General features: G+C 29.6%; 33 protein-coding genes. All 33 read right to left on the minus strand.

Annotation, left to right across the window (positions count from 1 at the left end):
• Nucleotides 1–277 precede the first annotated feature (277 nt).
• The 33 genes from CLSA_RS14270 to CLSA_RS14420 all read right to left on the minus strand — a co-directional run bounded on the left by CLSA_RS14270 (nucleotide 278) and on the right by CLSA_RS14420 (nucleotide 26,042).
• Nucleotides 278–1,105 carry a DNA/RNA non-specific endonuclease gene (locus tag CLSA_RS14270; protein WP_022747078.1) on the minus strand — a complete coding sequence of 276 codons (828 nt, stop codon included), beginning with the start codon at nucleotides 1,103–1,105 and terminating at the stop codon, nucleotides 278–280.
• Nucleotides 1,106–1,411: 306 nt separating this feature from the next.
• Complete coding sequence (locus CLSA_RS14275) at nucleotides 1,412–2,239, minus strand: lysozyme (RefSeq protein ID WP_022747079.1); 828 nt, start codon at nucleotides 2,237–2,239, stop codon at nucleotides 1,412–1,414.
• Between the two features lie 58 nt (nucleotides 2,240–2,297).
• Complete coding sequence (locus tag CLSA_RS14280; protein ID WP_022747080.1) at nucleotides 2,298–2,747, minus strand: hypothetical protein; 450 nt, start codon at nucleotides 2,745–2,747, stop codon at nucleotides 2,298–2,300.
• Nucleotides 2,748–2,769: 22 nt separating this feature from the next.
• Nucleotides 2,770–3,006 (minus strand): hemolysin XhlA family protein, encoded by a 237-nt coding sequence (locus CLSA_RS14285; protein ID WP_022747081.1) that lies wholly within the window; start codon nucleotides 3,004–3,006, stop codon nucleotides 2,770–2,772.
• A gap of 84 nt (nucleotides 3,007–3,090) precedes the next feature.
• Entirely contained in the window at nucleotides 3,091–4,101 is a 1,011-nt protein-coding gene (locus CLSA_RS14290; protein WP_022747082.1) for an Ig-like domain-containing protein, read from the minus strand.
• Between the two features lie 258 nt (nucleotides 4,102–4,359).
• Nucleotides 4,360–4,971, minus strand: coding sequence for a serine O-acetyltransferase (locus tag CLSA_RS24055; RefSeq protein WP_022747083.1), 612 nt, complete (start codon nucleotides 4,969–4,971; stop codon nucleotides 4,360–4,362).
• 93 nt (nucleotides 4,972–5,064) lie between these two features.
• Nucleotides 5,065–5,199 carry a hypothetical protein gene (locus CLSA_RS24365; RefSeq protein WP_022747084.1) on the minus strand — a complete coding sequence of 45 codons (135 nt, stop codon included), beginning with the start codon at nucleotides 5,197–5,199 and terminating at the stop codon, nucleotides 5,065–5,067.
• Nucleotides 5,200–5,202: 3 nt separating this feature from the next.
• Nucleotides 5,203–5,445, minus strand: a complete 243-nt coding sequence (locus CLSA_RS14300; RefSeq protein WP_022747085.1) for a hypothetical protein — start codon at nucleotides 5,443–5,445, stop codon at nucleotides 5,203–5,205.
• 9 nt (nucleotides 5,446–5,454) lie between these two features.
• Nucleotides 5,455–7,629, minus strand: a complete 2,175-nt coding sequence (locus CLSA_RS24060) for a phage tail-collar fiber domain-containing protein (protein WP_022747086.1) — start codon at nucleotides 7,627–7,629, stop codon at nucleotides 5,455–5,457.
• 3 nt (nucleotides 7,630–7,632) lie between these two features.
• Nucleotides 7,633–8,244, minus strand: a complete 612-nt coding sequence (locus CLSA_RS14310; protein ID WP_022747087.1) for a YmfQ family protein — start codon at nucleotides 8,242–8,244, stop codon at nucleotides 7,633–7,635.
• Nucleotides 8,241–9,329 carry a baseplate J/gp47 family protein gene (locus CLSA_RS14315; RefSeq protein WP_022747088.1) on the minus strand — a complete coding sequence of 363 codons (1,089 nt, stop codon included), beginning with the start codon at nucleotides 9,327–9,329 and terminating at the stop codon, nucleotides 8,241–8,243. The genes CLSA_RS14310 and CLSA_RS14315 overlap by 4 nt, the downstream gene beginning before the upstream one ends.
• Nucleotides 9,322–9,762 (minus strand): DUF2634 domain-containing protein, encoded by a 441-nt coding sequence (locus tag CLSA_RS14320; RefSeq protein ID WP_022747089.1) that lies wholly within the window; start codon nucleotides 9,760–9,762, stop codon nucleotides 9,322–9,324. Before CLSA_RS14320 ends, CLSA_RS14315 begins: the two co-directional genes overlap by 8 nt.
• A complete protein-coding gene (locus CLSA_RS14325; RefSeq protein ID WP_022747090.1) occupies nucleotides 9,763–10,080 on the minus strand; it encodes a DUF2577 domain-containing protein in 318 nt (105 codons plus the stop codon).
• A 14-nt stretch (nucleotides 10,081–10,094) separates the two neighbouring features.
• Nucleotides 10,095–11,819, minus strand: a complete 1,725-nt coding sequence (locus tag CLSA_RS24065) for an XkdQ/YqbQ family protein (RefSeq protein ID WP_022747091.1) — start codon at nucleotides 11,817–11,819, stop codon at nucleotides 10,095–10,097.
• Nucleotides 11,816–12,517 carry a LysM peptidoglycan-binding domain-containing protein gene (locus CLSA_RS22175; protein WP_022747092.1) on the minus strand — a complete coding sequence of 234 codons (702 nt, stop codon included), beginning with the start codon at nucleotides 12,515–12,517 and terminating at the stop codon, nucleotides 11,816–11,818. The genes CLSA_RS24065 and CLSA_RS22175 overlap by 4 nt, the downstream gene beginning before the upstream one ends.
• A 50-nt stretch (nucleotides 12,518–12,567) precedes the next feature.
• Nucleotides 12,568–14,538, minus strand: a complete 1,971-nt coding sequence (locus CLSA_RS22180; RefSeq protein WP_022747093.1) for a hypothetical protein — start codon at nucleotides 14,536–14,538, stop codon at nucleotides 12,568–12,570.
• A 26-nt stretch (nucleotides 14,539–14,564) separates the two neighbouring features.
• On the minus strand, nucleotides 14,565–14,711 hold the full coding sequence (locus CLSA_RS23165; protein WP_022747094.1) for a hypothetical protein: 147 nt from the start codon (nucleotides 14,709–14,711) through the stop codon (nucleotides 14,565–14,567).
• A 17-nt stretch (nucleotides 14,712–14,728) separates the two neighbouring features.
• Complete coding sequence (locus tag CLSA_RS14350; RefSeq protein WP_022747095.1) at nucleotides 14,729–15,142, minus strand: hypothetical protein; 414 nt, start codon at nucleotides 15,140–15,142, stop codon at nucleotides 14,729–14,731.
• A gap of 25 nt (nucleotides 15,143–15,167) precedes the next feature.
• The gene (locus tag CLSA_RS14355) at nucleotides 15,168–15,632 is read right to left on the minus strand and encodes a phage tail tube protein (RefSeq protein ID WP_022747096.1); all 465 of its coding nucleotides are present in this window, start codon (nucleotides 15,630–15,632) and stop codon (nucleotides 15,168–15,170) included.
• A 67-nt stretch (nucleotides 15,633–15,699) separates the two neighbouring features.
• Nucleotides 15,700–16,743: a phage tail sheath subtilisin-like domain-containing protein gene (locus CLSA_RS14360; RefSeq protein WP_155762481.1), complete on the minus strand. Its 1,044-nt coding sequence runs from the start codon at nucleotides 16,741–16,743 to the stop codon at nucleotides 15,700–15,702.
• A 23-nt stretch (nucleotides 16,744–16,766) separates the two neighbouring features.
• The gene (locus CLSA_RS14365) at nucleotides 16,767–17,198 is read right to left on the minus strand and encodes a phage tail terminator family protein (RefSeq protein WP_022747098.1); all 432 of its coding nucleotides are present in this window, start codon (nucleotides 17,196–17,198) and stop codon (nucleotides 16,767–16,769) included.
• 6 nt (nucleotides 17,199–17,204) lie between these two features.
• Nucleotides 17,205–17,576: an HK97 gp10 family phage protein gene (locus CLSA_RS14370; RefSeq protein ID WP_022747099.1), complete on the minus strand. Its 372-nt coding sequence runs from the start codon at nucleotides 17,574–17,576 to the stop codon at nucleotides 17,205–17,207.
• Entirely contained in the window at nucleotides 17,569–17,898 is a 330-nt protein-coding gene (locus CLSA_RS14375) for a hypothetical protein (RefSeq protein ID WP_022747100.1), read from the minus strand. Before CLSA_RS14375 ends, CLSA_RS14370 begins: the two co-directional genes overlap by 8 nt.
• 2 nt (nucleotides 17,899–17,900) lie before the next feature.
• Nucleotides 17,901–18,173: a hypothetical protein gene (locus CLSA_RS14380; RefSeq protein WP_022747101.1), complete on the minus strand. Its 273-nt coding sequence runs from the start codon at nucleotides 18,171–18,173 to the stop codon at nucleotides 17,901–17,903.
• Between the two features lie 48 nt (nucleotides 18,174–18,221).
• Nucleotides 18,222–19,253 (minus strand): major capsid protein, encoded by a 1,032-nt coding sequence (locus CLSA_RS14385; RefSeq protein WP_022747102.1) that lies wholly within the window; start codon nucleotides 19,251–19,253, stop codon nucleotides 18,222–18,224.
• 16 nt (nucleotides 19,254–19,269) lie between these two features.
• Nucleotides 19,270–19,644, minus strand: a complete 375-nt coding sequence (locus CLSA_RS14390; protein WP_022747103.1) for a hypothetical protein — start codon at nucleotides 19,642–19,644, stop codon at nucleotides 19,270–19,272.
• A 14-nt stretch (nucleotides 19,645–19,658) separates the two neighbouring features.
• Nucleotides 19,659–20,297, minus strand: a complete 639-nt coding sequence (locus CLSA_RS14395; RefSeq protein WP_022747104.1) for a DUF4355 domain-containing protein — start codon at nucleotides 20,295–20,297, stop codon at nucleotides 19,659–19,661.
• A 155-nt stretch (nucleotides 20,298–20,452) separates the two neighbouring features.
• Nucleotides 20,453–21,346 carry a minor capsid protein gene (locus CLSA_RS14400; RefSeq protein ID WP_022747105.1) on the minus strand — a complete coding sequence of 298 codons (894 nt, stop codon included), beginning with the start codon at nucleotides 21,344–21,346 and terminating at the stop codon, nucleotides 20,453–20,455.
• Complete coding sequence (locus CLSA_RS24370; RefSeq protein WP_022747106.1) at nucleotides 21,339–21,470, minus strand: hypothetical protein; 132 nt, start codon at nucleotides 21,468–21,470, stop codon at nucleotides 21,339–21,341. The genes CLSA_RS14400 and CLSA_RS24370 overlap by 8 nt, the downstream gene beginning before the upstream one ends.
• 1 nt (nucleotide 21,471) lies before the next feature.
• Entirely contained in the window at nucleotides 21,472–22,809 is a 1,338-nt protein-coding gene (locus tag CLSA_RS14405) for a phage portal protein (RefSeq protein ID WP_022747107.1), read from the minus strand.
• A 12-nt stretch (nucleotides 22,810–22,821) separates the two neighbouring features.
• On the minus strand, nucleotides 22,822–24,648 hold the full coding sequence (locus CLSA_RS14410; protein ID WP_022747108.1) for a hypothetical protein: 1,827 nt from the start codon (nucleotides 24,646–24,648) through the stop codon (nucleotides 22,822–22,824).
• A gap of 88 nt (nucleotides 24,649–24,736) precedes the next feature.
• On the minus strand, nucleotides 24,737–25,336 hold the full coding sequence (locus CLSA_RS14415; RefSeq protein WP_022747109.1) for a recombinase family protein: 600 nt from the start codon (nucleotides 25,334–25,336) through the stop codon (nucleotides 24,737–24,739).
• Between the two features lie 259 nt (nucleotides 25,337–25,595).
• Nucleotides 25,596–26,042 (minus strand): hypothetical protein, encoded by a 447-nt coding sequence (locus tag CLSA_RS14420; protein ID WP_022747110.1) that lies wholly within the window; start codon nucleotides 26,040–26,042, stop codon nucleotides 25,596–25,598.
• Between the last annotated feature and the right edge of the window lie 252 nt (nucleotides 26,043–26,294).

The raw sequence follows: 26,294 nt of genomic DNA on the forward strand, positions 1-26,294 counted from the left end.
ATATATCACAAACAAGCTAATTAATAATGAAAAATAGTTCTATAAGATTAAATTTATGTTAATTCTTATTGGCTTGTTTGTATATTCCTGCATATAGTGGTAATACTTAAGATAAGCATAATTTTTTTCATAGTATTCAAAAAGAGATAGTATCTATGGCTCACCTCAAACTGCCATAGATACTATCTCTATTTTCATGCAAAAAATACAGCAAAATTAATGACTATAACGTATATTCTTTATACGTTATGTATTTAAATTTTAAATAAGTATTATATTAATTTGTAGCACCATTATCAACTTTAGCTTCAATAACATCTTGAATGCTAGTCGGTACTTCCGAAAGGAAATTATATCCAGTTAAAGACTCAATGTCATCTACACTTACTCTGTAGTTAGCCCATTTACTTGAACATGCCTGACTGTTTGGCATCAACACTGCTATTACTCTGGTATCAGTTGTTATCCTGCTAATATCATCATTTCCGTCACGTAAAGCTACGATAATTTTCCATGTCTCTGCTGGTACCACGACACCGTTTCCTACAGTAGTCATGTATCCTTTAGATCCAGTTCCTCCAGTTCCGTAACCTCCAGCGATAATATATAGCTCATATCCTTGTTTTACAAGTGTACGTTCATACTCCTCTAATTTTGCCCAAGTAATCTGATTGTTTTTGGGAGCTTGAGGAATCATATTATCCATCAAAAATGTTGCTTGGTTATCACCAGCCGAAGCTGTACGATCTCCAGAAGGACACATATGTCCTCTGTCAAATCCAGTAGCAAAAAATTCATTCGCGGTAACCTCATACCATCCTGATGGTAGCTTTGTATCTGGACGAAAATCATTTTGACGTGAAGCACTGCCGATATCACCTGAAGACAGATGCCAGCTTGTCCAGTTAGGCTCATGTTTGCTGTCATTGTAGGAAAAATCATATTGCGGTTTAGTAATTAAATAATTATTAGAATCAGATATACTACTGGTTGCCCCGCTTGGATTACCTAATAGCATATTGTCATTATCATTAGTAGCTGCATTTGCAGTAAAACAAGAAAACATAGAACATACAAGTAATAAAGCTGCAATCTTTTTTTTCATTTTTTTATTCCCCCTTATGTTTTATATATACTATAATTTTACATTATATATCTAATATGTCAAACAAATATACAATAAACAATTATTGCCTCATTGCATATTGTTCAAAATTTTAGTCAATAATGCTAATGTAGTCTAATAATCTAAACATAAAAAATAGAGATAACGTTTTTCAAAAATGTAAACATAAAATTTATATTTTTTCAAAAAAATAAAGGTAGACTAAGTATTTCTACCTAATCTACCTCTTAATGGCTAGTATTTGTGCAATTTAGCCAAATATATTATAACATGTTTATTTTTAATTTATACATTTCCTGTATAGTCTGCATTTAAGAATAGTACAGCTTCTGAAGTTCTTCTCTTATATAGTCCTTGAACTGTAGCTCCATTTGCCTTACTCCATGCTTGAAAATTAGATGTAATAGTATCACCATCTTTAATATTGTCACAAATGTTTCTATATAATGTAGACCCAAGCAAAGCTCCTGCACCACAATTATACGCAAAAGAAATAAGTGCATCTAATTCGTTTTGACTTAAAGATACACCTCTAATATCTAAATCTGATTTTATTGTTTTAGCACAACTTTGTGCTTCTTCTTCAAGCCATTCTCTAGCCTGCTCAATTGTACATTTTGTATTAATTCCATCAGTAAATACATCAGGTCTAGCTTCCATGGTTGTTCCATATCCAATAGTTATATATTTTTCAACGCCTGGATAACATGGATCATAATCTGCTTTACTCCAAAATCCTTCCCAACTGCCAATAAAATCTGCACCTTTATCACTTAAAAGATTTATGTTTTCAATCCATGCACCTTCACTATCAAAGGAATATTCTTTTTCATTTATAGCATAGGTACCTTCTGTAAACATAGCTCCCATATATCCATCACTATTAGGATTTAGATAATACCACTTATTACTTTTTTTACTCTGTATCCATCCTGTTTGCATTGCTCCATTATCAGCAAGATAATACCAACGTCCATCTCTATCATGAAACCAACCAGTATCCATTGTTCCATTATCTTCATTTAAATGATACCAGATACCATTACTATCTTGATACCAACCTTTTATAACTTTTCCATTACCATCTGTTGCACACCATTTCCATTGTGACATATAATCAACTCCTTTAAATATAAAAAATAAGAGCAACCTCTAAAAGCTACTCTAAGAATTAAGCTTGTACTGCTTGTTGATTTACATTAGTAGTTTCTTCTGGAATTGCTACTGTAGATTGAATTTGAGATATTTTATTTTTAAGTGCTGCATTTTCTGCTTGTAATTGTGTAATAGTTGTTTGAAGTTGTTGCAATAATGCAGAATTATCAACTACAGCTTGTTTATCTTTATTTACTTCTCCAGCAATACTTTGTCTTAGTGTTACAACATCTGACTGAGTTAACTCTGGGAATTGAATAAGTAACATTTTATCAAATTCATCTGCTTTTGATTTTAATTTATCTTCTACTTTTTCTGTGATCCTAAAATTCTCTTCAATAGTATTCCAAACTTGCTTAGCAACAGTAATATAATTTTGATTCTTTAAAATAATTTCTTCTACTCCACTTTTAACTAATTTACTTTCTAATACTTTTGCGATTAATACCAATATTGTTTTTATCATTTTACATTCCACCTTTTCATTTTTATTTATTGAATATTCCTGTTTGAACTGCATAAAAAAAGAAGCTTATTAAAGCCCCTACTAATGTAGCTATAAACCACTTCATCATGCTAGTTAATGATTTTAGATTTTCACATAAATTCTTAAGTTCTGTCTTTAGTTCTCTTCCATCCTGCTCAAGTTTATCAATTCTTTCGCTATGATTATTAAGTCTCCTTTCATGTGTATCTAGTTTATCTTTTACTAATTCATCATTCATATTTCACCTTCCTTATTTCAAATTTTTGTATAACAAAAGACACCTACATTTCTGCAAGTGTCCTAAACAACTATTTATATTAAATTATCTTACTTCAAACCAATCTATTTGGTCATGCACTACATAATCAGTATAAGTTCCCTTAGCCAACTTATATGTTGCTGATAAAGAATGGTCTTTATCTCTATTTTCAAACCATGTTGTAAATTTATTTATTTCATCTTGTGATACAGAATATTGTTTTATCTGTCCATCTACTAGTTCTATATATAAATTTGCATCACCTGTAGTTGTTCCTCCGCCTGGATTACTTGGTTGTGGATCATCTTTTTTAGTTACAGTCACAATACATGTTGCAGTTAAACCATCAGCAGTTATTGCTGTAATTTTAACTTGTCCTTCTTTTACTCCTGTAACTTTACCTGTTGTTGGATCTACTGTTGCTATTGAAGAATCACTTGATGTCCATTTTACTCCTACAGATGCTGGGGTTGTTGTTGCTGTTAATTGCTGTGAATCTCCTATATTTAAATTTATTGATGATTGATTTAATGTTATTGTACTAATTGGAGTATTTGGATTTACCAAATAACCTGTAGCATCTATATCAAGAGCATCAAAAACCATATATCCACTTGCTAAATTTTCTATTTCTACAGTGTGTAAATTTGATTCCAATCCCATTACTTCAAATGTTACAGTATTCGCTGTATCTGAGATACTGTATACATCATTATTACCATTAACAACTCCATCAATCTTCACTTGTACTTTAATACTTCTATTTGGATGTATCCTATTTATTAATCTAAGTTTCGTTCCAAAAAATTTAAATGACATTTTATTATTTAGTACAGATGAATTATGTTCAGTATAATTATAATTCATTGTGCTAGACTGACTTATTACATAAGATTCATCATACTTTATTCTACTATCAGTATCATCAATTCTTTGCCATCCAGCTTCTGGCGAAGTCAATTGTTGTCCAAGAGTCGCCGCATTAGCAACACTTCCATCTTGAATTATTCCAACACCTATAACAGCTAATAACATTACAAACATTATACTAAACTTTTTAAAGTAATTTTTCATTTATCATTTCTCCCTTATGTAATTTTCATAATAAATGAACGCGTTCAATGATTATTATAGCTTCTGTCCCAATATAATCCAAGAAAAATCATAATACAAATTCTATTAAATATAAGAATTTTAGTAATTTTTTATATCTAAAATATAATGTTTCTTAAATAAAAAAGAACCCTTAAAAAGCTCTTGATTATTGCTTTGATATTTAATTTACTTTTACACAATTTATTCCTATTGCGTAACAATAAATACTATAAGTATCTATTTAACTAGCTGTATTTTTTTATTTACTCGTGTTCCATTTCGTTTCATTATTTCATTATTTCCAACTACTACACAATTATTAGGCACATCTTTTGTAACAATTGCTCCTGCCCCTATTGTTGAATTATTACCTATGTTAATTCCGCCTATAACCTTAGCTCCAGTGCAAATTGTAACATTATTACCTATTGTGGGTACATCATCAGTTTTTCCTATTGTAACATTATGATATACTGTACAATTTTCTCCAATTGACTTAGCATAAATTATTGTACTAAATCCATGATACATAACAAGTCCACTTCCAATACCATTAGAAGTAATATATAGCGGTTTCATTTTTGGATAGAATAATTTTAATATCTGTGACAATAGTCCTATCCTATAATAAAATACATTTCTAAATTCTGGATAACATACTAATAGATAATTTAAACTTTGTATATTCCCCCAATTATGATGTATATCTCCATCTCTTCTTTTCATGTTTTCTACTATATCTTTATTTATTATAGTTCTATTTTTAGAAAATTTATACGCAATTAATAATGGTATTGACCTTATAATGTTTATATATGCATAAATTTCCTTAATATTATTTTTATTCATAAACTTACCTCTTTTTCAAATTTCATATTATTATATTACCATATTAGTTTGAAAATATCACCATTAAGTTCATAAATATCCATATTATTCTTATTATACAGAAGCTTGTGGCATTGCTAAAATAACATCTGCTTGTGCTTGTGTTATATATTTTTTAGTTACACAATTAGCAATATTAGTTTCACTATATTTTCGCATTATCCATTGAATTTTTATAAAATCATACATATACTACACCCCCATAAATGTTTTTAACACACTTTCAATACTTGAAACTCTTTCTTCTAAAGATGGTTTAGATATACTTTGAATAGTTGTTTCAGTGTCAGAATTCCACTTTCCATCTAAATATTTATGATGTAAAACGGAGTTATCTTCAATTTCTATATAGTTAGATGGCTTATTAATTAATTTAGTTTCATATTCAATTATACTTGTAGCAAAGTTGTTCTCATTTAATATTGCATATAACATTTGTTTCGCCTACTTTCTTACACCATACACTAAAATTTTAAAGCTGCAAAACCAATCACCTGTACCTGTTGTATGTTTTGCATTTATTTTAATATTATTATTATCAACTGCTGTAACATTTGCACTAACATCGGATGTGTTTCCAGAATTAACAATTGATACATTTACTCCTGTGTATGCCAAAAATGAAAATTCATATGGCAATGCTAAGTTTACTTCTAATAATCCGTTTGTCATACTTCCTGAGTATGTTAAAGTTTCAAAATTATAACCTTTTGACAGATCCGTCTTGCTAAAATAAGTTGTTGGAATTTTTGTATTATTTGTTTTTTGATTAGTAGCATTGAAATATTTTAATTTAACTAAATCTTTTTTATTACAATCAACTAATTTAAATATATAAGAATAATCTTGTTGAACTCTAACAAACAGTCTTACTAAATTTCCTTCTATTGAAAAACCAAAGTTATTTTTATCTAATGTACTATTGCTATCTATAATTGCATTAACAGCTAGTGAGTTTGTATAAGATATTTCTGCTGAAACATATCCTTTTTTACTTGAAAATAATGATGGTACATTGTCTTCAAAATAAAATTTTGCAATAATTTTAGAATAATCCTTAGTTAAATTTATATCAGCGAATTCATACCAATATTCAGTTTGATCATTTTTCGATATTATATAATAACCATCATTTATAACTCCATTTTTTCCGATATTTTTGTATAAACTTTTTATAGCTTCTTTGGCTAATGGAGTATTGTCATTTATAGTTGTTGTTATCATGTTCTCAATATTAAATTCCCAGATAAAACACCCTTTAAAATAATTATATTTATTAAATGTATTTAAAACAGCTCTATACCAATCTGCTTTTTTAGCATCTGTAGCGACTGTACAACCATATTCAGTAAAAAAAATAGGTTTATTAAATTTTGATTGCAGAGAGTTTAGAGTTGATACAGTATTTGAATGTGTTTCATCATCATGTAAAAATTGTATATATTCATCATAAGTTTTTTCATCTGTACTTAGTCTATAAAAATCTACTCCAATAAAGTCTAATTTATCCCACCAAGTAATCCATTCCGCTTCCTCATAATAATTCACAGTAAAATAAGATGCATACGTTAATAATCCCGAATAATTTTCTCGAACAGTTTTTATTAAATTAATCCAATAATTATCATTATTTTGTCCATCAGCATATGTTGTAAGTCCTTTATATTCACAACCTATACAAAAAACTTCTATATTTAATTCTTCTGCCATTTTTACATAAGGCAATAAGAAATTAGTATAGTTGGAAAACCACGTTGCCACATCTTCTGGCTTTATTTTATCTCTAGGAACACTTGCATCAGATACTTCAACATGAGGTTTTAACATTATTTTATAACCTAAAAGCTTTATATATTTGCAATAATCGTAAACTTCTTGATAAGTTGTCCACCACCTACTTGAATTATCTTCTTTTAAATACTCTATATCATTTGAGCTAATATTACTTTGATAAGCATTAAAAACTATAGCAATAGTATCACTTCCAACTTCTTTTGCAACTTCTATCGCTTTTTTCTTATAATAATCCGTATAAAATAATCCTTTAGTATAGTTTCTAATAGTTAATCCTCTATAACCACATGTAAGTAAATCACGATTAGTTTGTTTCGCTTTATTAGACAATTGTGTACTAATTGAAGCAATAGAATTAGCTAAAATATTGATGTCATTCTTAGTTGCAAGTATAACTGTCGGATCTATTTTAAGTTCAACTGAATTTGTATTTGTAACTTCTAAAGTCATTTTGATATAAAGTTCTTTTGTACTTCCATCTGTTGCAGTAGGTTTGTAAGTCTCAGGATATTTACCTATAGCTATTAATGCACCAGTATCATCGAACACCCCTGCTTCTCTTATATAAAAATCTCCTACGTCACTTGGAATTGCACATATTACATTAATCCAGTTAGAATTAGTTTCGTCTACTGCAACGCTAGTTACATTACAAGAGTAAACACTATGTACTAAATCTGTTTGACTTTCGCTTGGATTATAGTATGTTCCATTACTATCCCCCACTTTTAATGTAGTTAAATTTACTTTAGTTCCTAGAGTTACACTATTTGCTATTTTTGCTTTACCACTATTGGTAAGTATAGTATAAAATTGTTCTGCCATTTTTTAAATTCCCCCTTTCGGTAGTATTGTTATTGTTTCAGCTCCACTTGTTTGTCCAATTGCTACATTTATTTTTCCTGTGCTTTTAATTTGAGTTATTTGATAAGGAAAAACCCTTATTTCTTCGCCACATAACATAAAGGCTCTAACATTAAAAACATCATTAGTTTTTGAAGTCATTTTATAATTTGCCTGTAAATGTGCAGGTTTAATCTCATGTATTGTTTCTTCTAAATCTGTTATTGCATAAGGAAATCCCTTATTGGATACCAAATCTATTAAGAAAGAATAATTTGGGTTATTTTCTATTACATCTGCTGTATCTGCATAAGTTTCAGCAATTGATTTAATAGCCTGTACTGTTGCAGTTCCTTGCCCTCTTAATTTAGAAAGTATTTTATTTCTTCTTTCCTCATAGGTCTTTTGGGTGTTTGTAACTATTCCTAGTTCTTCTTCCCAATATTTAAGACCCCATGTAGCGGTTTGCACATAACATTGATTTAATAAATCTTCAATATCTAAGTTAATATCATCAATTTCATTTTGTTGATTCTCATATAATTTTTTTAATATTGATGATTTTAATAAAAAAGGTGGTACATAATTACTAATCATGCTGCCACCACACTCCCAATTACAGGAATTTCTATATCTCCTAATGGTATATTAATTGTTCCATTATTAACTGTTAAATTACTATAATCTTCGACACCTTCTGTTTCATAAATTAATGCACCAATCTTATTATAAGAAACATAAGTTTTCTTAAAAGCTACACTTTTGAAATAATCCACTAGTTGGTTTTCAATATTTGTTTTTACGTTATCTATTAAATAGCCATCTGATAACACAATAGCTGCATTTACATTAATAGCTTTTTCAGTTGCACTCACAACATATGGAGTACAACCTATTGGTCTATTTTCTTCTATATGAGTTAATACATTACTAACTAATGTTGAATCAGCACCTAGTTTATTTGAATTTACAATTACTACTTTTACACATCCATTCTGATGCTCTCCAGCTAAATTAGTTTCAGAAAATATTTTAACATCTCCAACACCTACAACTTCTAATGCCCAGTTTTTGTAATGATTTTCATTTCCACTTGTTGCAGGAGTCTGAATTTTAACGATATATCTATTACATAAATCTTCATTGCTCTCTACATCATAACCATTTTCAAAGGCTTCCTCATTGGTGATACTAGTAATATTAATTAGCCGAATAGGTAAATATGTAATAGTGTTAGCTATTTTGTTATAAGCGCTACCTATATATTCAGCAGCTACTTTAACTTTTATAGAAGTTGTACCATTCGCTATAACTGCATTATCCATAGTAAAATACCTTAATCCAGTTTGTGTTTGGACTATTGTATTAGCTAAAATAGTTGCACCTGCCTGTCCAATAAATGTTATATAACCTGTTGCCTTATCTCCACTTTTTCTATAAATTCCAAATTCTTCACATCTTTTTTCTAACCATTCAGAATAACCATTTTCTAATGCACTTTTAGCAAATACTTTCTTGAAAATTTCATCAAGCTGTAATTTAGTATTTGCTAATTCAACACTTACTGGTGCTTGTGAATTATGTATATCACTACCTTCTATTGTACTTACATTAGTTATACCCGATTTCATTCTATTTAAAATCGTTTCGCTACTTTCAAAATAAGTATCAGTATCAGACATCTACATTTACCTCCTGTTCAATAGAACCATATATAGTTGTTAAATATATAGTTCCTGTTAATTTTGCATCATCAAATTCAATATTTACAGTATCAATAGATTTAATATATGGATTTACTAATAAACACTGTTCTATAAGTGCTTTTAATTCTATATTTACAATATCACTATCGTAATTTTGACTAATTAATGTTTCAAATTCATTGCCATAATAAAGCGAATAAGCTAAATATCTAAACCGAGGAGTTTTTAAAGCTTTATATATCCAAACTTTAAGAGCTTCATCTTCTTCGATTATTACAAGTTCTGCATCCTGTATAATATAATCATCATTATCAAAGTCCCAAGCATAATCACGATATATTGGTAAATCTGTAGTAGTTATAGTTGAATCTATCGCACTACTAGAACTGTCTGATGGTAAAATACTCATCTACACCACCCCAAACACAATATATTTTTGTCCATTTTCTATAGGATAAAGAAATACAACATCATTAATATCTAATACTGGTTCATGTACAATAGTTGCACTTTTTGTTCCTGTATCATCTTTAATTATTACTGTTTCTGTATATCCTAATAATCTTTTGTCCATATCTAAATTATTTTCAAATAAAGGTAATTCTCCAACTACTATTTGCATTGGATTTACAGATTTAACTGTTCCTTTTTGAATCATAGGAGGATTATATTTACTACCTTCATCTCTAACAATTTTTATAAATTCAGATTTACTATTTTGTTTCATATACAATTCCCCTTTTAATTCAATTTGTAAGCTGTTACTGTTTGTCTCCCTAAATTGTTAGCCTTAGTTACAGAATCTCCCCCAACACCTACATAAATATCTAACCTATTAGCAGAATCAAAATCTGTTCCTCCATGATCTTCAACCGTAAAGACTCCATCATCTAAACCGTCAATACCAGTTATATAAAATTGAGTCCCGAATGAATAAACATTACTTGCACACATACCATATTGCAATGTCTTACCACTAGCAGACTCATTTCCACCTTCACTTGCTGCTCCTGTATAAAAACTTAAATTCATTTGCATCTGAGTAGCGTTGCTTAAATCTACATCTCCACTAGAACTTGAACTATCACTACTGTCTGTTACAATTCTTCTGCCTGCATAGAATCCATACATATCAATTATGCAAACACTTTCTCCTGTATGTGGCGAATGTATAACTTGTCCATTTCCAACATAAATTTGAACATGACCTGTACCTGGGAATACTAAATCTCCTGGTTGTAATTCATCTTGACTTACACTAGAACCACAATCAATTTGTTCATAAGTTGTACGTGGTAGATTGTATCCAAAGTGATTAAATACATATTGTACAAATCCAGAACAATCAAAGCCATCAGGTGTAGTTCCGCCCCATACATAAGGTGTTCCTATAAATGTTTTAGCGTATTCAACAATAGCATTTACATCTGATCTACTATTACTTGAACTATTATTAGAACTTTCTTGATATTCTTTTTCATCCATTACTTTTTCTAAATTTAATGTTAATTCACTTGTATAAGTACCTGTGCCAATATCCCAAGTGTGGCAATCTTCAGTAATATATAAAACCGTATTGGAAACTTTATTAATCCAAGGAATTTGAACTGTTACACCTTTACCTGTAAAATAATCATCATAATTACCTAGAACCTTACATTTAATTGTTATATCTAAATTATGTAACATTTGATTAGCGACTGTTTTATAATCTTTTCCGTCTTCCTGAACATAATTCTTTTGTATAATTCCATATCTATTTTGAACACTAGAATCTGAGTTAACAGTATCAATTTTATTATTATTGTTATCATATACTTCAACTCTATTAACCATATTTGCCATAGTCTCTGTATACTCAAAACTTATTAAATTTCCATCTGCATAACTTAATCCTTGAGTACAAGGTTTAATTATAGTATTTGCAATTTTACCTCCAAATTGAGTAACCATAACTTTATCGCCACTCATCCATAAATAAAACTTTTCTCCTGTTTGCTTTTTAACTTGCGTATACATTTCCATTATTGCATCGTAAGGTGATTGCTTTGCTATTAAATGATTTATAGCTATACCTGTAGGATATATATAATCACTACTAACCCCTACTTTATCTAATATAGATTGAGTTGCATCTTCGGCTGTTGTACCATTGAAATTAAATGTAACTTCATCTTGTTTCAAATACCATGCAAAATCAAAAGCAGTAAATGTCAATGTATCATCTGTTTTTAAAGTATCTTCTATCAACTTTCCCCTAAATATTTCTTCATCATCTAAAGTAACCCAAACTAAAGTTCCAGCACTTAAATCTGTTCTTGAAATATTAGTATTAAACACACCATAACCCATTGTTATATCCAATTCTCTACACACATTTGTCAATGATCCACTTATCTTTATACTTTCACATAGATTTGTTATTTCTACTGTGTTTCCATAATAAATACAAAATACTTTTATCATATTTTTAGAACCTGTCCTACAGAAATATCATTAACATTTTCCAAATTATTTTTTGAAATTAAGTTTGTGTATTTACTAGAATCTCCATATACCTTTTTAGCAATATTAACCAAAGTGTCACCATCTTTAACAGTGTAAGAAGTTGTATAAGCTTGTGCTAAGTTACTATATCCACTAGGTTGTGCTAAATTAGATACCGTATAAGGTGTTGCTAAGTTATGATATCCACTAGGTGTTGCCATTTGGTCAACTCCTGTATAATAAGTTTCAGTACTTGAATTGGTAGTAAGTTTTATTTCTTTGTGTTCTTTAAAAGTAATAGTAAAATAAACATCTCCGCTTCCATCTTCTTCACTATATTCAATATCATCTACAGTACACTGAATATTCACATTTGTTTTAGTTATCACATAAGTACAAACAATATTATTGTCTTTAAGTTTTTCAATCAAGTCACAATAATCAAAGGGGTTTGATTTTGGGGTACAAGTACAAATATTATATTTTTTTGAGGGGAATATAGATGATATAGTCCATGATTTTAATGTTGGTGTACCACCATCACTTATTTCACCGAACCCAAGCAAATTAATACTTGCACTATTTTTACTACTTTTTATTTTGTAGGATGAAGGAGAAATTGGTAATTGTATTGTTTCTATATCATTTTTGATATAATGTATTTTAATATTAATCACATCCTCCAAAAATTAATAAATAAAAAGCCTATAGGTATTAATCTATAAGCTTATGCCATCTTTAGTTGCTCTCTTTTTATAGCAGAAACGAATTTATCTATAAAGTTATCCATATCAACTTCTTTAGAAAATACAGAACCTTCCATGTGAACATGGATATCTCTAGTATTATTACTAGAACTATTTGCAATTTTATCCAATAAAGCTTCAGAGCCTTGATGATTTATAATTTGTGTTCCAGATGGAAGATTCATTAATTCATAGCCACGTTCTCCTGTTTTAGTCCATCCACCTCGGTAGTTAGATGTTCCAGTATAGTTTTCTCCAACAGTTTCAGTTTGTTCTCCACTGTCATCTTTTCCACCAAATACTTTTTTTGTTATATTAACAACAGCTTTAATCGGTGTATTTAATAAATCAACAAGCCCCTTCCACAATCCTTTAATAATATCAATTGCTCCACTTACTACTTCTTTTATACCATCCCATACTTTAGACCAATTACCTGTCACAATGCCTTGTATAATATCCATTACTCCACCTAAAACATCAACTATACCACCCAAAATAGTACCTATATCTTGTACAACATTTCCTATTGTAGTTGCTAAAGTCTCAAAAATCGCTCCCAAAGTAGCTACCCCTGTTTGGAAAATAGCATTTAAAACAAACATTATTAAAGATACTGCTTCTTTATTCTCATCAAGTTTTGCTTTAAACTCATCAATTTTAGCTTTTATACCTGCTATAACTTCAGCTACTTTAGCTTTAACACTATTAAAAGCATTTGTTACTACAGTTCTAAATGCTTCAGATTTATTCCAAGCCAAAACAAAAGCACCTGTTAATAATGCTATAGCACCAACAGCCAGTCCAATTGGATTACTTATAAGTGCAAGACATTCTCCAAGTGTTCCTGCCCCACCTACAAAAGCTTGAAATGCAAAAATAACTGTTTTAATTACTCCTACAACTTTAGATAATCCGTTAAATATTGTTATAACTTTAGTAATACCATTAAATGCAACAAATGCACTTGCCACTCCTACAACTACTGGCATTATTGTACTAAAATTATCTTTAACAAATGTAATAGCTTTTCCAAGTGTATCAAAAGCATTACCAATGGCATCACATGCACGTTCTGCTCCACCATCATCTCCCCAAGCTTGTATTTTATCAGCTACGGTTTGAACTACACCTTTTAATCTATCTAAAGCACCACCAGCTTTTACAGTTCCATCATCAGTAACACCTGCAATTGTAGCAAGTGTAGTTGAAAAGTTACCTTTTAAAGTAGATAAAGTACCAGACAAAGTTTTAGATTGTAATTCCATACCACCTTTAAATTTGCTTTCCATTAAAGATAATAAAGCTGTATTAAATGCTGTTTGGTCAGTAATTTGTCCTTTATTATTTACAATCTGTTTACCTTGCATAGTTTTATTAGCTTGATCAACAATCATATTTTTAGTTATACCAAATTCTTTAAGTCTTTCAAGCTCTCCAGTCTGAGCATCTGCAATAGCTTCAACTGCTTGATTCAATGGCTTTCCCATTACCCCTGCCATATCACCAATTTGTGTCATCATCTCATTACTTGCATCAAGTCCATAAGACTTTAATTTAACAAAAGCTTCAACTGTTTCTTTGGTATCAAAGGGTGTCGAGTTTGCGAACACAACTGCATCATGAAACTTTTGCCCTGCTAATGTTGAATCCTTCATTACTACATTTAAAGTATTTCTTAAATTCTCATAATCACTAGCTTCGCTTATTGCTGATTTAACAATACCTACTGCCCCTTTTATACTTAAATATCCTGCGGCTAAACCTGCAAGTTTGCTTGTCAATCCACTTATACCACCAGTTTCATTAGCAGAATTACTAAAACTTCTGACTCCACTACTAGCATTTTCAGCATCAGATCTAGCTTGACGTATTTTATCCCTAAAGCTATTCAAAGGATTAGTAAACATATCTCTAACCCTTATAATAGCTTCCATATTATAATTACTCATATTTCACCCCCAATCTAAAAGAAAGACTATTCTTCCTCATTAGACGGAGGCTTATTTAGTCTTTCTGCTTCAATTTCAACAAATGCCCTTGCTATATTTTTTTCATATTGTGACCAACTAGACATTTCTTCAAATGTATGACCTTTAGCAAAACATACGCAATATAAAGCCATGTCATTGTCGGTCAAAATTAGTTTTTTATGTGTTGTACCACCGATACTCCACCTTTTGCTAAGTCACTAAGGTTTAATATTTCTGTAGCAATTCCACCACGTTCCTTAACTGAAGGGAATACTGCTTTTACAGTTTCATTTATAATTTGTGATGGTTCACATGTAATACCTAAAGTTTCTTGAGTTTTTTCATCTTTTAACTTAGGATCAACTACACATTCATAAACAATACGATTTATCATTCCCATTTCATCATCTTTGTATTTTTCATTCAAATATGAGAATAATTCATCATCTAGCTTTTTAACTAAAATATACATGTCATAAGAACCTATATTTAATTCCTGTGTTTTCTTAGCATCTTTTTCTCGTGCCTGTTTTTTAGCCACAACATCAGCTAAAGTTAATCTTTTTTGTTGTTCTTTATTCATTTATAATCCTCCTTATATTAAGATATTAAGCTACCTTAACCCCTTCACTATCTAATATTTCTTTTAATACATTTAAACTCATTGGATTTGCTTTATAGCTAAATTCTTTTTCTACCATTTTACCGATTTCCCAATCTGCAACAATTAGGTTTTCCAAAAATGCTTCGCCAATATAAATTTGTTCAATTTGCCCTTTATATTGTTCGGGATCTTGTAAAGATGAAGTAATTTTGAAAGTTGGTGTAATACCTTTTTTCATCATGTTTACACAATCACGTAACCCCATGCTATCCACATAAGAAACTTTGAATTTTCCCTCTAATGATACTTTCTTTAATTTAAAACCTGTTTCCCAGCCACCGTTGCATGGTAATTCTTCTAAGTCTAGCTTTAATTCTGCATTAAAGGACTGAACCATAAAAACTTCAACACCATTTAGATATAAATGCCCGAATTGACCATTACACACATTTTTAATTTTTTTTGACATCTAATCACTCTCTCTTTCTATAAAATTTTGCATAAAAATAGCTAGTTCAAATAAAATAAACTAACTATTAAAAGAACATTGAAAGTTCTAAATCTTCCATTGTATCTTGTAGTGTAATTTGTCCTGTTAAAAATAATTTAGCACCTGTGTCTTGCTTTAATACTTCTTCATCTTCCATATCAGTAGTATCTACTTTTAATTCACTTTCAAGGTAATCTCTAGTTGCTTCAACGTCTAATTCAACATAGTTATCAGCATCTTTATTTAAAACACCTTCTTTTCCTAAGTTTCTAAGATACTCATTTGCTTCTGCAACGAATAACATTTTATCAGCATAATCATTAATTACTTTCCCAGTATAATTATCTCTAAATGTTGTATAAATATCTCCACTTACTAAATCCATACCTTCAGTAATTTTAATTTTCTTCATACACTCTTTTTTACCAAGTGTTATTGTTTTAAGACTATTTACGCCACGACTCAATTTATATTTTTCACCATCAAATGTAATAAATAATTCCCCATTATCAACACAAGTATTTTCATCAACCTTATCTTTAACTCCTGTAACATCACTTAACACATAATATGTAGCACTTTGAGTCTGTGGAATACCTGCTAAAATAACAGCAACTCTAATAGTAAATCTTTGTGTTGTCATAGCAATGCCATTTACTTTAATTTCTTCGGCAGTAAAATTAATTACCCCTTCATAGTCTGCTGCAAAGTTAGCTGTTACTACACTTAATTTCATATTATTTTCTCTTCTATTTTCTATAAAAGTTTTAATTGCTTCTTCATCTGCTGTTACATCATATCCAAATGCTAAATAATTAATACTCACTTTAGCTAAAGAAGTTAAAGCATCAGATGTAGTTCCTGCTGTTGCAATAGCACAAACCACCAATGTATTAACCCCTAAATCAAAACAATCTTTTATTATTGCTTTGTTATCATCAGAATAACTTTGTGTTACATTTTTATATCTTTTATATTTATAAATCCCACTTACTGTTGCATCTTTTAGAACTATACACGCTACACCCCTAGCACTTCTTGCTTTTGCTGTACTTGCTTTTTCAGTAAATGAAATTATAACTTCTGGCATACCCACTCATATCACACACCTTTCTATATTTTAAAAATTAATTCTCCCATTAAATCTTTGTCTTCATCTTCAATAACAATATAAGTTCTACTATCATCATTAAAATCTAAACCAAAGCTACAATTTAATAAGTCATTTGTTTCATTAAATGTAAGATTACTTATAAGTAAGTGCCTGTCCAATACATCTAAAGTTAAATTAAATATTCCTTCTAGTGAATCACTAATATCTAAATTCTCTTCATGTTTAATAGTTGCATTTACATATGTAATAGTTACATTTACAAGTCTTTCTTTGTAAACCTTGTAGTTATAAGATTTTACAGGTCTTACTTGTACAAAGAAAGTAGGTTTCTCTATATCTTTTTTATTATTATTATCAACTACTATTTTGTAATCTGGAAAGTTAGATTTTAATAATTTAGTTATAGATTTTTGAATATCACTTAATTTCATTAATATCTACCTCCCAAATGTTCTACTAACCATGTTATCTACTTTTTTTTGAAATTCTCTTTGAGCTATTGAAATCGAATCTTTCATCATATGTTTACCCTCAACAAATGTATTTCCACGTCTATATCCTTCTTCAACTGGTTCGGCATATTCAACTGCACTTCCCAATTGAACAGATTTTTCAGTTCCATTAGTTTTAACTTCATCATATGTCCACGATCTTCTTAAATTACCAGTTTTTACAGGAGTACGACTTTGTATTTCTCCAACACATTCAGTTGCAGTTTCTTCCAATAGTTGTGTAGCTCCTTCATTAAGTTCTTCAGCAATTTGTCTTATAGCATTTTCTAATTCATCAAATCCACTAACATCATTCATTGATATCCACCTCAGTTTCAAAAAGCATTACATCTAGATAATCATCCCACTCAACAATTTTTTGAATTGAATAGAATTGTTCTCGATATTTGATTACTGCACTTTCAATAATTTCGGGAATAATATCGCAAAATATTCTTTTAGTAGTCTCAATATCATATCCATAATCTTTCTTAGCTTTTTCAGAGCTATAAGGTTGTACATCTACTAAAATAGGATTTGTTGTTATTACTTTTGTATAACCTTCCCTAGCAACTCCATCTTCATCATCTGTTTCACTATATTTATAGATAAAAATTTCCTTATTATAAAACCATCCCATACCTAATACATCCTTATATATGGAGCACCTAAGAGTACTCTTACAGTGCCATCTATTAATACAACATCATCTTTATAGGTTCTGCTACGTGGTCCTTGAGTTTCACTTTTAATGTTTCTATCTATAGTTAAAGATTGTTTTATATTTTCAATTATCAATTTAATTGCTAAAGGATATTTATTCCTTATCTCATCATCTGTAAAATCTTTATTTTTATATTCTTTTATTGCTTGAATTGCCATTTGGTCATAGTCTTCATCAGTAAATGTGACCAATCAAATCCCCTCCTTCAAAATAAAAGAGAGAAATTAATCTCTCTTAAATTAAGACAATGTTATAGTTCCTATACCTAGTTCTTCACCATGTGGTAAAGTAGGTAATGATGTTGCAACTGCCTTAGTGAATTCACCTACTGGATCTATACTTGTATAAGTTCCAACAAAGATTTTATTATCTAACATTGAAGCTTCTTCCATTTTCCCATCTCCGATAAGTTTAACTTCTTCAGCAGTTAAACCATAGATTGTTTCACCTAAAGTGTCATCTCCAAACATTGCGATTTTGTTTTCTGGGAAGTACCTATTAGTTGTAAATCCTTTAGCTCCTTCCTTCTTATACTTACCTTCATAAACTACAAAGGCTGGTAATTCCAATTGTGCTAATAATTCATTTAATGCTGCTAAAGTTACAATCTTATCTGAATTGACTCCATATATAGCTTTTCTTACAGAATCACATGAACAAATAGTCTTTACAATTTTCCTTGAAGTTAGAGCTCTTGTTGGTCTGTATCCTGAAGTAGTTTCAACAGCATCAGCTAAAGTTGCTAAATCATCTAAAGGTGTATCTGTGGTTGGTGTCTTCCAAGTGAATGGCTTTTGATTATCAGATGGAACTTTATAATCCATTGTTACCTTAATGTTATTTTCATTAATAGCAATTTTACCACTAGAAAGTAATTCCATTCTCATAGCTTCAACTCTAACTTTTACTGAGTCTGCCATTTTTTCAGCATCATTATAAATTTGAGATAAAACAAAAGCTAATTCAGCATCAGTTCTTGGGTTTTGAATTTTAATTATTTCTTTTTCAGCGATCTTAATTTGTCTTTTAATAAGCGCTAAACTTGCAACCCCCTTCTCAATAGCTTCTCTAGATGCTAATTGAGTTTTAGTGTCATAAGCATGCACTTCTGCACTTACTGGAAGTCCTCCAGATCCTAAGATCATATCAAATTCAATATCTTGAATTTTTCTTTCTGGAAATAAACTTTCTCCAAGCATTGGAGTAACTTGTCTTTCCTTAAAATAATTTATTAATTCCTCTGTATTAAAAACTTCTTCTATTCTTGGCATTACTTATTCCTCCTCATTATATAAATTTAATATTTGGTAATGCAGTTTTAATTGCAGCTACTACTTTATCTGAAAAACCATCTAAAACTCTATCTGCTCTTAAATAACCTTCTACAATTAAAGAACATGCTTCATCACCATTAGTGACATCTACTGTTTTATACAAAATACTTGCTGGTGTTGAAGATAATGTTTCTGATCCTGTTGCACCAGTTTGTTTTACAACATTACCATCCTTATCAATTAAACTTCCTGATGCAACATATTTCTTTCCATGTTCATCAGCTTCAGTTACATTAGCTGCTAAAACAGTTCCACTAAAAGTAACTAAATTTGCATTGCTATACAATATTTCCATATCATTGTCATAAGTTGTTCTTGTAAAATTCATTTATTCATTCCTCCTTATTTGCTTGCCCAAGGATCACTTGCAGCAGTAGTTGATTTATTATTTTGTTGCGCTATTGAAGCACCAATTGATATTTTAGAACCATCTGGATTACTTCCTCCTGGAACATATGATTTTGCTTTCATTCTGTCATTTATCCCATCTTCTAACCCCTTTGACCATGCATCAGCAAATCCATCTAAATTAGTTTTAGTAGAATCTAAGTCATCACCTAAGAATCTTTCCACAAATCCTGTAGGTATTTTCTTTTCAGATGCATACTTAACAGCTTCAGTTAATAAATCCTTTCTAGCATTTGCAGCTTTCTCAGTTTCTAATTGCTTTTCTAATTCTAGTAACTTCTTTTGAGTTGGATCCGTAACTAAATCTGGATATTTTTCTTTTATAAATGGTTCAAGTTCCTTTTCTAGATTATTTTCTTTCCAAGTTTTAAGGGCCTTATTATGATACTTATCCTGCTCACTTTCGACATATGCTTTAAAATCCTTATCAGATTTAATCTTTTCCTTAAATGCATCCAAGGTTAACCCACTTGTTTTGAAAGTTTCTTCAATATCAGTTCCAGTAAGTAAAGAATTGATATCCTCATCATCTTTAGCAGCTTCAATTTTTTTTAATAAATCTTTTTTTAACATATATTTCTCCTATCCCCTAGACTATATAAATTACCCTAGGACACAAATTTTAGTTTATTTAATATAATTACACTCCTTGTACATGAAACACCCACAAGACGAGTTTAAACCTGTTTAATGCCTATTGCTTAAAGGCATAATAAAAAGCCTTATTTCTAAGACTCTTGATTATCTTTCCACTCATTATAAGTAGTCCAATTTATATTCTGTTTATTTTGATTATCATATCTTTGCTTTGGGTTCCAATCTTTATTGGGTAAATTTACAAGACAACTTCTACAATAAGGATGTAAAGGTGGAACTGGTTTACTTGAATCATCTATGTCGAATACTTGTCCATCATATCCTCTACACTTATCACTAGTTTTACTATCCAAAGTAGCCATAAATAACTGTTGATTGATATTATGTTCTTTTGCCCAATAATCATTACTTGCTGATTGAACCCTTGTAATTTCAGTTTTAACTAGCCTGTTTGTATTAGTAGCATTAGTATTATATTTAGTTTTTATAACCTTCTCAATATCATTAACATTAATATCACCTTGTAGAAATTTTTTGACTTGAACTTTTAAATTCTTAGCTATTTCATTCTTATTACTCCACAATCTATCAGACCACAAGTCACTATCAATTTTTCCGTTTATAATCTTATCTAAAACTTTATCTGGAACTTGAGTTAATTTAAAATTAGTACCCAATGAATAGATATAATTATTAGTGCTATACTTTTCTAAACAAGTATCACTTAAAATATCCTTCATTATATTAGATTCATTTTTAAGTTCACTTTTAATAGCATCATCTATTATATTTCCCAACTTTAAATTTAAGATTTTTCTTTCTACTAAAGTTAAAGATAATAGAGAATCTACTATCTTACAACTTAGTAATATTTTAGCTATTTCAGTTAAAATATCATCTCTATTCTTCTTTTGATTTTTATAAACTTCATTAATTTTATTATCATCTTCACTATATAACTTTTCAGTAAATTCCAAAGTTTTATCAATAAATAATTGTTGATTCTTAGTAAGTTTCTTACTCATTATTTTTCACCACTATTGGTAACTCAGCTGCAACACATAGTCTTTTAAAAATGCATTCTTTTTCATCATTATCATAATAATAATCTTTACATATTTCATCACAATCACTATATTTATCACTCATTTTAATCAGCCACCTTGTCTAAATTAGTTTCTGGTAATTCTTCTTGCTGTTCTTTCTTAACTTTTTCAGCTTCGGTTACTTTATTATTTATGAAACTGAATAAACCTCTAGCAGTGTCTTTTGAAATAACACCTTCGGGAATTTGTGCCAACATTTGAGCAGTAGATAAATCATCTATTGGAATATTAGGTGTATAAAGAGCTTTAATATCTTTATAATCATAATTTTTATTTTTCTTTAAATCTAAATATTTGCATAAAAATTTCATCCTATTTTTAATTATATTTTTATGAGCTTTTTCTTCAAGTTCACATTTATTTTCTAACGCAATTAATCTAGATCTTAAAGCAATACCACTTAGATTACTTACCATACCTTCATTGTGGTTAATATGGCAACTTATTTGATACATTGTATCTACATACCTATCTAAAGTATTTTGAATAAATGTATCATTGATATTTTTAATCAACCATTCAATTTTGCTTTTTTCACCATCTGCATTTAATATGCCTAGTCTTTTCATATCTGGAATTTTTTCTTCATCAACTTGACATCCCATAAATACTAAATAAGCATTTCTAAAATCACTTATTTCATTGCCTATATCAGACAAATTTGTTTCAAAAGCATCTTGCAATCCCTTAATATCTTTATATAAGCTATCATGGTATTCCTCTAATGTTAATTTACCAACACTTATTGGAACTTCTCCAAATATATTTTCAGTTGGATTCGCTATTTCCTTAAAATGTCCATCATAATGATAAATAAATTCATCTGTATAAATATCAACATAAGTGTTTATAGTATCAAAATCATTTTTAAATGCATGAATAAAAAATAAAACCTTACCTGAAGCATTATCAACATATGCATATCCTTCAGTGGGTTTTATAATTTTGCTGCAAAAATCAGCATTACTATCTAAATAATATATTTCATAGACTTTAGTAAAAATTAAAAGATATTTCATTAAATCTGTATCATGCAATTCATCCCAATGTGCTGTATAATACTCAATATCATTTATTATATTAGCATCATCATTTCTAGATTCATATGTTATTGAATTACCAACCGTATATGAAACTTCTTCTTTAATAAACTTCTTAATATAATTTGTATTTATCTTAAGATTAGATCTTTCAGTAACGAATTTATATTTTTTCATAGCATCAGTGTCACCTTTATAGTAACTGTACATTTTATTGTAAATATGCTTATAAGCATAATATGTACCATAAATTTTTTTAACTAATGTTAAGTGATCCGGAATATTTAAGTCTAATAATACCTGTTTCGTAACCAATTTTCTTATCAAATCACTAAAATTCAATCTACTCACCTCCTATAATCCAAAGTTTTTTCTATCCAGTATTTTAACTGTAGTTGTAACTTTTATAGTTTTTATTTTATTCTCTAATTCTGAAATACAGTCAATCATATCATCATGAGGTGTATACAATTGACCTTGGAATTCTAATATTTGTTTAACTGCTTCTTTGCTATCTTCACAATCAGAGCAAATTATTATTTGGCCATTATTCATAGGATCTACAACAGTACTTATCTTTTCATCCTTATTTTTTTTCTGCATTTCATTAATCCACTCATACTTTTTACCTTTTAAAATAGGGCTTTCAGTTATTAGTTCCTTAATTCTAACAACATCAGCCCCCTGAAAAGTATTTCGTTCAATGTTTATATGGGTAACATCTAAATTTCTTTCAAGTATTTCAACAGCCTTTTTACAATATTGCTCATACCCCAGCTTTTTCATAAGTAAATCCCTTATATATGTAAAATCATTTGTTGCTTTTGAACCAACTGCCATTGCTGTAAAGTCAGATTTTTTATTAGTTGTACTGGCAGGATCTATGCTTAGCATTGTTTTAGTGAATGTATGGTTTTCAATTTCTTCTTTGGCTCTAGTGGCAACAGATTTAAACCACTTTTCACCTATAGAACTTGCATCATTCATCAACTCACTCATGAAAGCAGCTCTATTCTCCCAATATTTTATCGCTAAATCATTAAAGCAATCCCATTTTTCGGGCCACCAGGTTTCAAATTGCATTTCTTCCTTATGGTCCTCATAGAATTGCCTTGCTTTTTCTTTTCGCTCATCTTCATTTAGCTTTTCATCAAAATAAATATCATGGCATTGTAGCCATAAACCAGGTTTATATTCGCCTTCAATTGTTTCTCCATATTCAAAAATATCTTCAACAGTTTGTCCTGGTTCAAGTATAATTGCACGCCTTAAAACTGTATAATAATCATTATTTCTAGCTAGTTTACTCATAAGACAATCAATATGCAATACTGTACCTATAGCAATAATCTTAGTGGCTGCTTTTATCTTCTTACCATTTCTATATACAGCTTTATCTCCAACTTCTTCAACTTCTTTAGTCCATTTAGAGTACTGCTTTTCTCTTGCTGCATCTGTTAAAATGTTCTTTTCATCTTGGAAGTCATCACCAATAAATACAGTTGGTCTAATTCCTCCCCAGTTAGCACCTCTGACAGATGTTCCACTACCAACGGTTCTAATATAGGTTCCATTAGTGAACTCAACCTCATTAGCGTTAACTGTGTACCTTTCACCATTAACTTTAGTTGCCTTAATATCAATAAGCTTGCCGAAGTTTTTAATTATTTTCTTATTTTCATTGAATACTTTCTTAATAGAATCCAAGAACTGAGTTGCATCTGTATCAGTTTTAGCACCCAATAGAGTGAACAAAGACTTTTTATAACAATGCAGATATACGCTAACAGCCATATCAAAAATAGTTGTTTTTGCATACCCTCTAGGCTCAATAATTGCTGCTTTATCTCTTTTATCTTCTATAAATATTTCATTTGCAATATCCCACAATTCATAGTGACCTCTGGATAATGTTCTAGCAACATTAGGTGTATGGTCTTCTGGATAACTTCCATCATCATTAACTCCTTTGGGAACAAATGTATCACTCATAAAATATAAACAAAAGAATTCTACATCAATTTCACCTAAAGCTTCAGCTAATTTATCAATATCGGAACTATTATTTTTAAGTAGAGCTATAGCCGTATCTTCATCATAATGTTCAGTTAAATATTTTTTTAATAAATACACATCATATTTAATTTCAGTATCAAATTGCTTATTATCAAAATATATCACAGTGCTATAGCACCACCTTTCTTTATATGAATTTAAAATTTAGGCATAAAAAAAAGCACCTAGATTTCGCCAAATGCTTAATTTTATATTATTTGTTTTCTTCATACTCTGAAACTCTTCTGTAAAATGTATTTCTTTTAAGTCCAGTAATCTCCATAGCTTTTACAGCAGTTATCTCTCCGGCTTTCCATTTATCATATGCATCTTTAAAAGTATCATCGACCTCAATTTTCTTACGGCCTTTATATGCACCTTTTTCTTTTGCTATTGCAATACCTTCAGCTTGACGTTGCTTAATATTAACTCTTTCCTGTTCTGCCATAGTTGCTAGAACCTCAATAAGTAAATTATTAATCATATCCATTAACCATTCTTGGCCTTCTGGAATATCCATCATAGTAGTGGGAATATCTAAAACTTTTACTCTGACACCTTCATTTTTGTAGTATTCAAGTTCTTCTTTTACCTGGCTCTTATTTCTTCCAAGTCTATCTAAAGACTTGACATATATAATATCGCCCTTTTGAGCAACTTTTCTCATTAACTGATATTGAGGTCTATCAAAATCTTTTCCACTTAACTTATCCTGGAATATAAATCTATCTTCTACAAACTTCTTAAGTTCAACTAATTGTCTATCTAAATTTTGATCCTTTGTACTAACTCTTGAATAACCATATATTCTCATAAGAACACTTCCTTCTAAAAAATACTAGAAAATTTTATGGAGTCCGTCGCCAGTCGAAAAGGCTTTTCAGAATTAGAAGGTACCCCCTCTTTCTAGACTCTCAATCATCTTCTATACTCTTATTATATGCAAGTGTTTCAATGAAGTCAATGTTTATTTTGAAATATTTCAAAATTGTTTTTAACACTCTATTGAAATATAATTACTTATTATTTAATTGTTTCACTGTAGTATACTCTATTGAAACAATGATTTGATACTACTTAACTTTATCCTTAGGCAATGCAATAACATTATCTTCTTTGATCTCATTAAGCATATCTTCAATATTAACATTAGTATTCTTGCCAGTAGAGTCTGTATTGAATTGCTCTATCTTAGTTGTTGTATTACCTAAGACTCTATCAACTAGATATTGGTTAGCTTTTAAGCGTGTCTCTTCTTTTACTGTAGAGTCATTAGCTATATTAAGTATATTGTCTATTGCTATACCTAATTTACGTTTAAGAAGGGTTTGTGCTTCATCTATTAACCCATTTTCAAAATCATGTGAGCGTTTGTTAAGCTCAGCCTTGAATTCTTTATTTTGATTCTTCCATCTACTTACTGTTTCTCTACGACAACCTATATCTTTTGCAATCTCTTGATCTGTCTTTGTTCCAATGCATAATTGATCTATACATTCTCTTTGTTGTTCTGTCAGCATAATGCTCAAACACCTCCTTAATTATGATTATCACATTGTCACATATGTTTATATTAAATGTAACACTTATTATGAATTTCTACCTATCTATTAAATTCACAGACAAGCTTTATATGTTTATTCGATAACTTCTTCATTTAAAAATAAAACCTTTGTATAAGCTAATTAAGTGCATTAAAATAGACACCTACTATTTAATTAAGTAAGTGCCCTTTTGTTTTATTTCTATGATACTATTATATAACCTTAAAA

The sequence above is a fragment of the Clostridium saccharobutylicum DSM 13864 genome (assembly GCF_000473995.1).
Classification (GTDB): Bacteria; Bacillota; Clostridia; order Clostridiales; family Clostridiaceae; genus Clostridium; species Clostridium saccharobutylicum.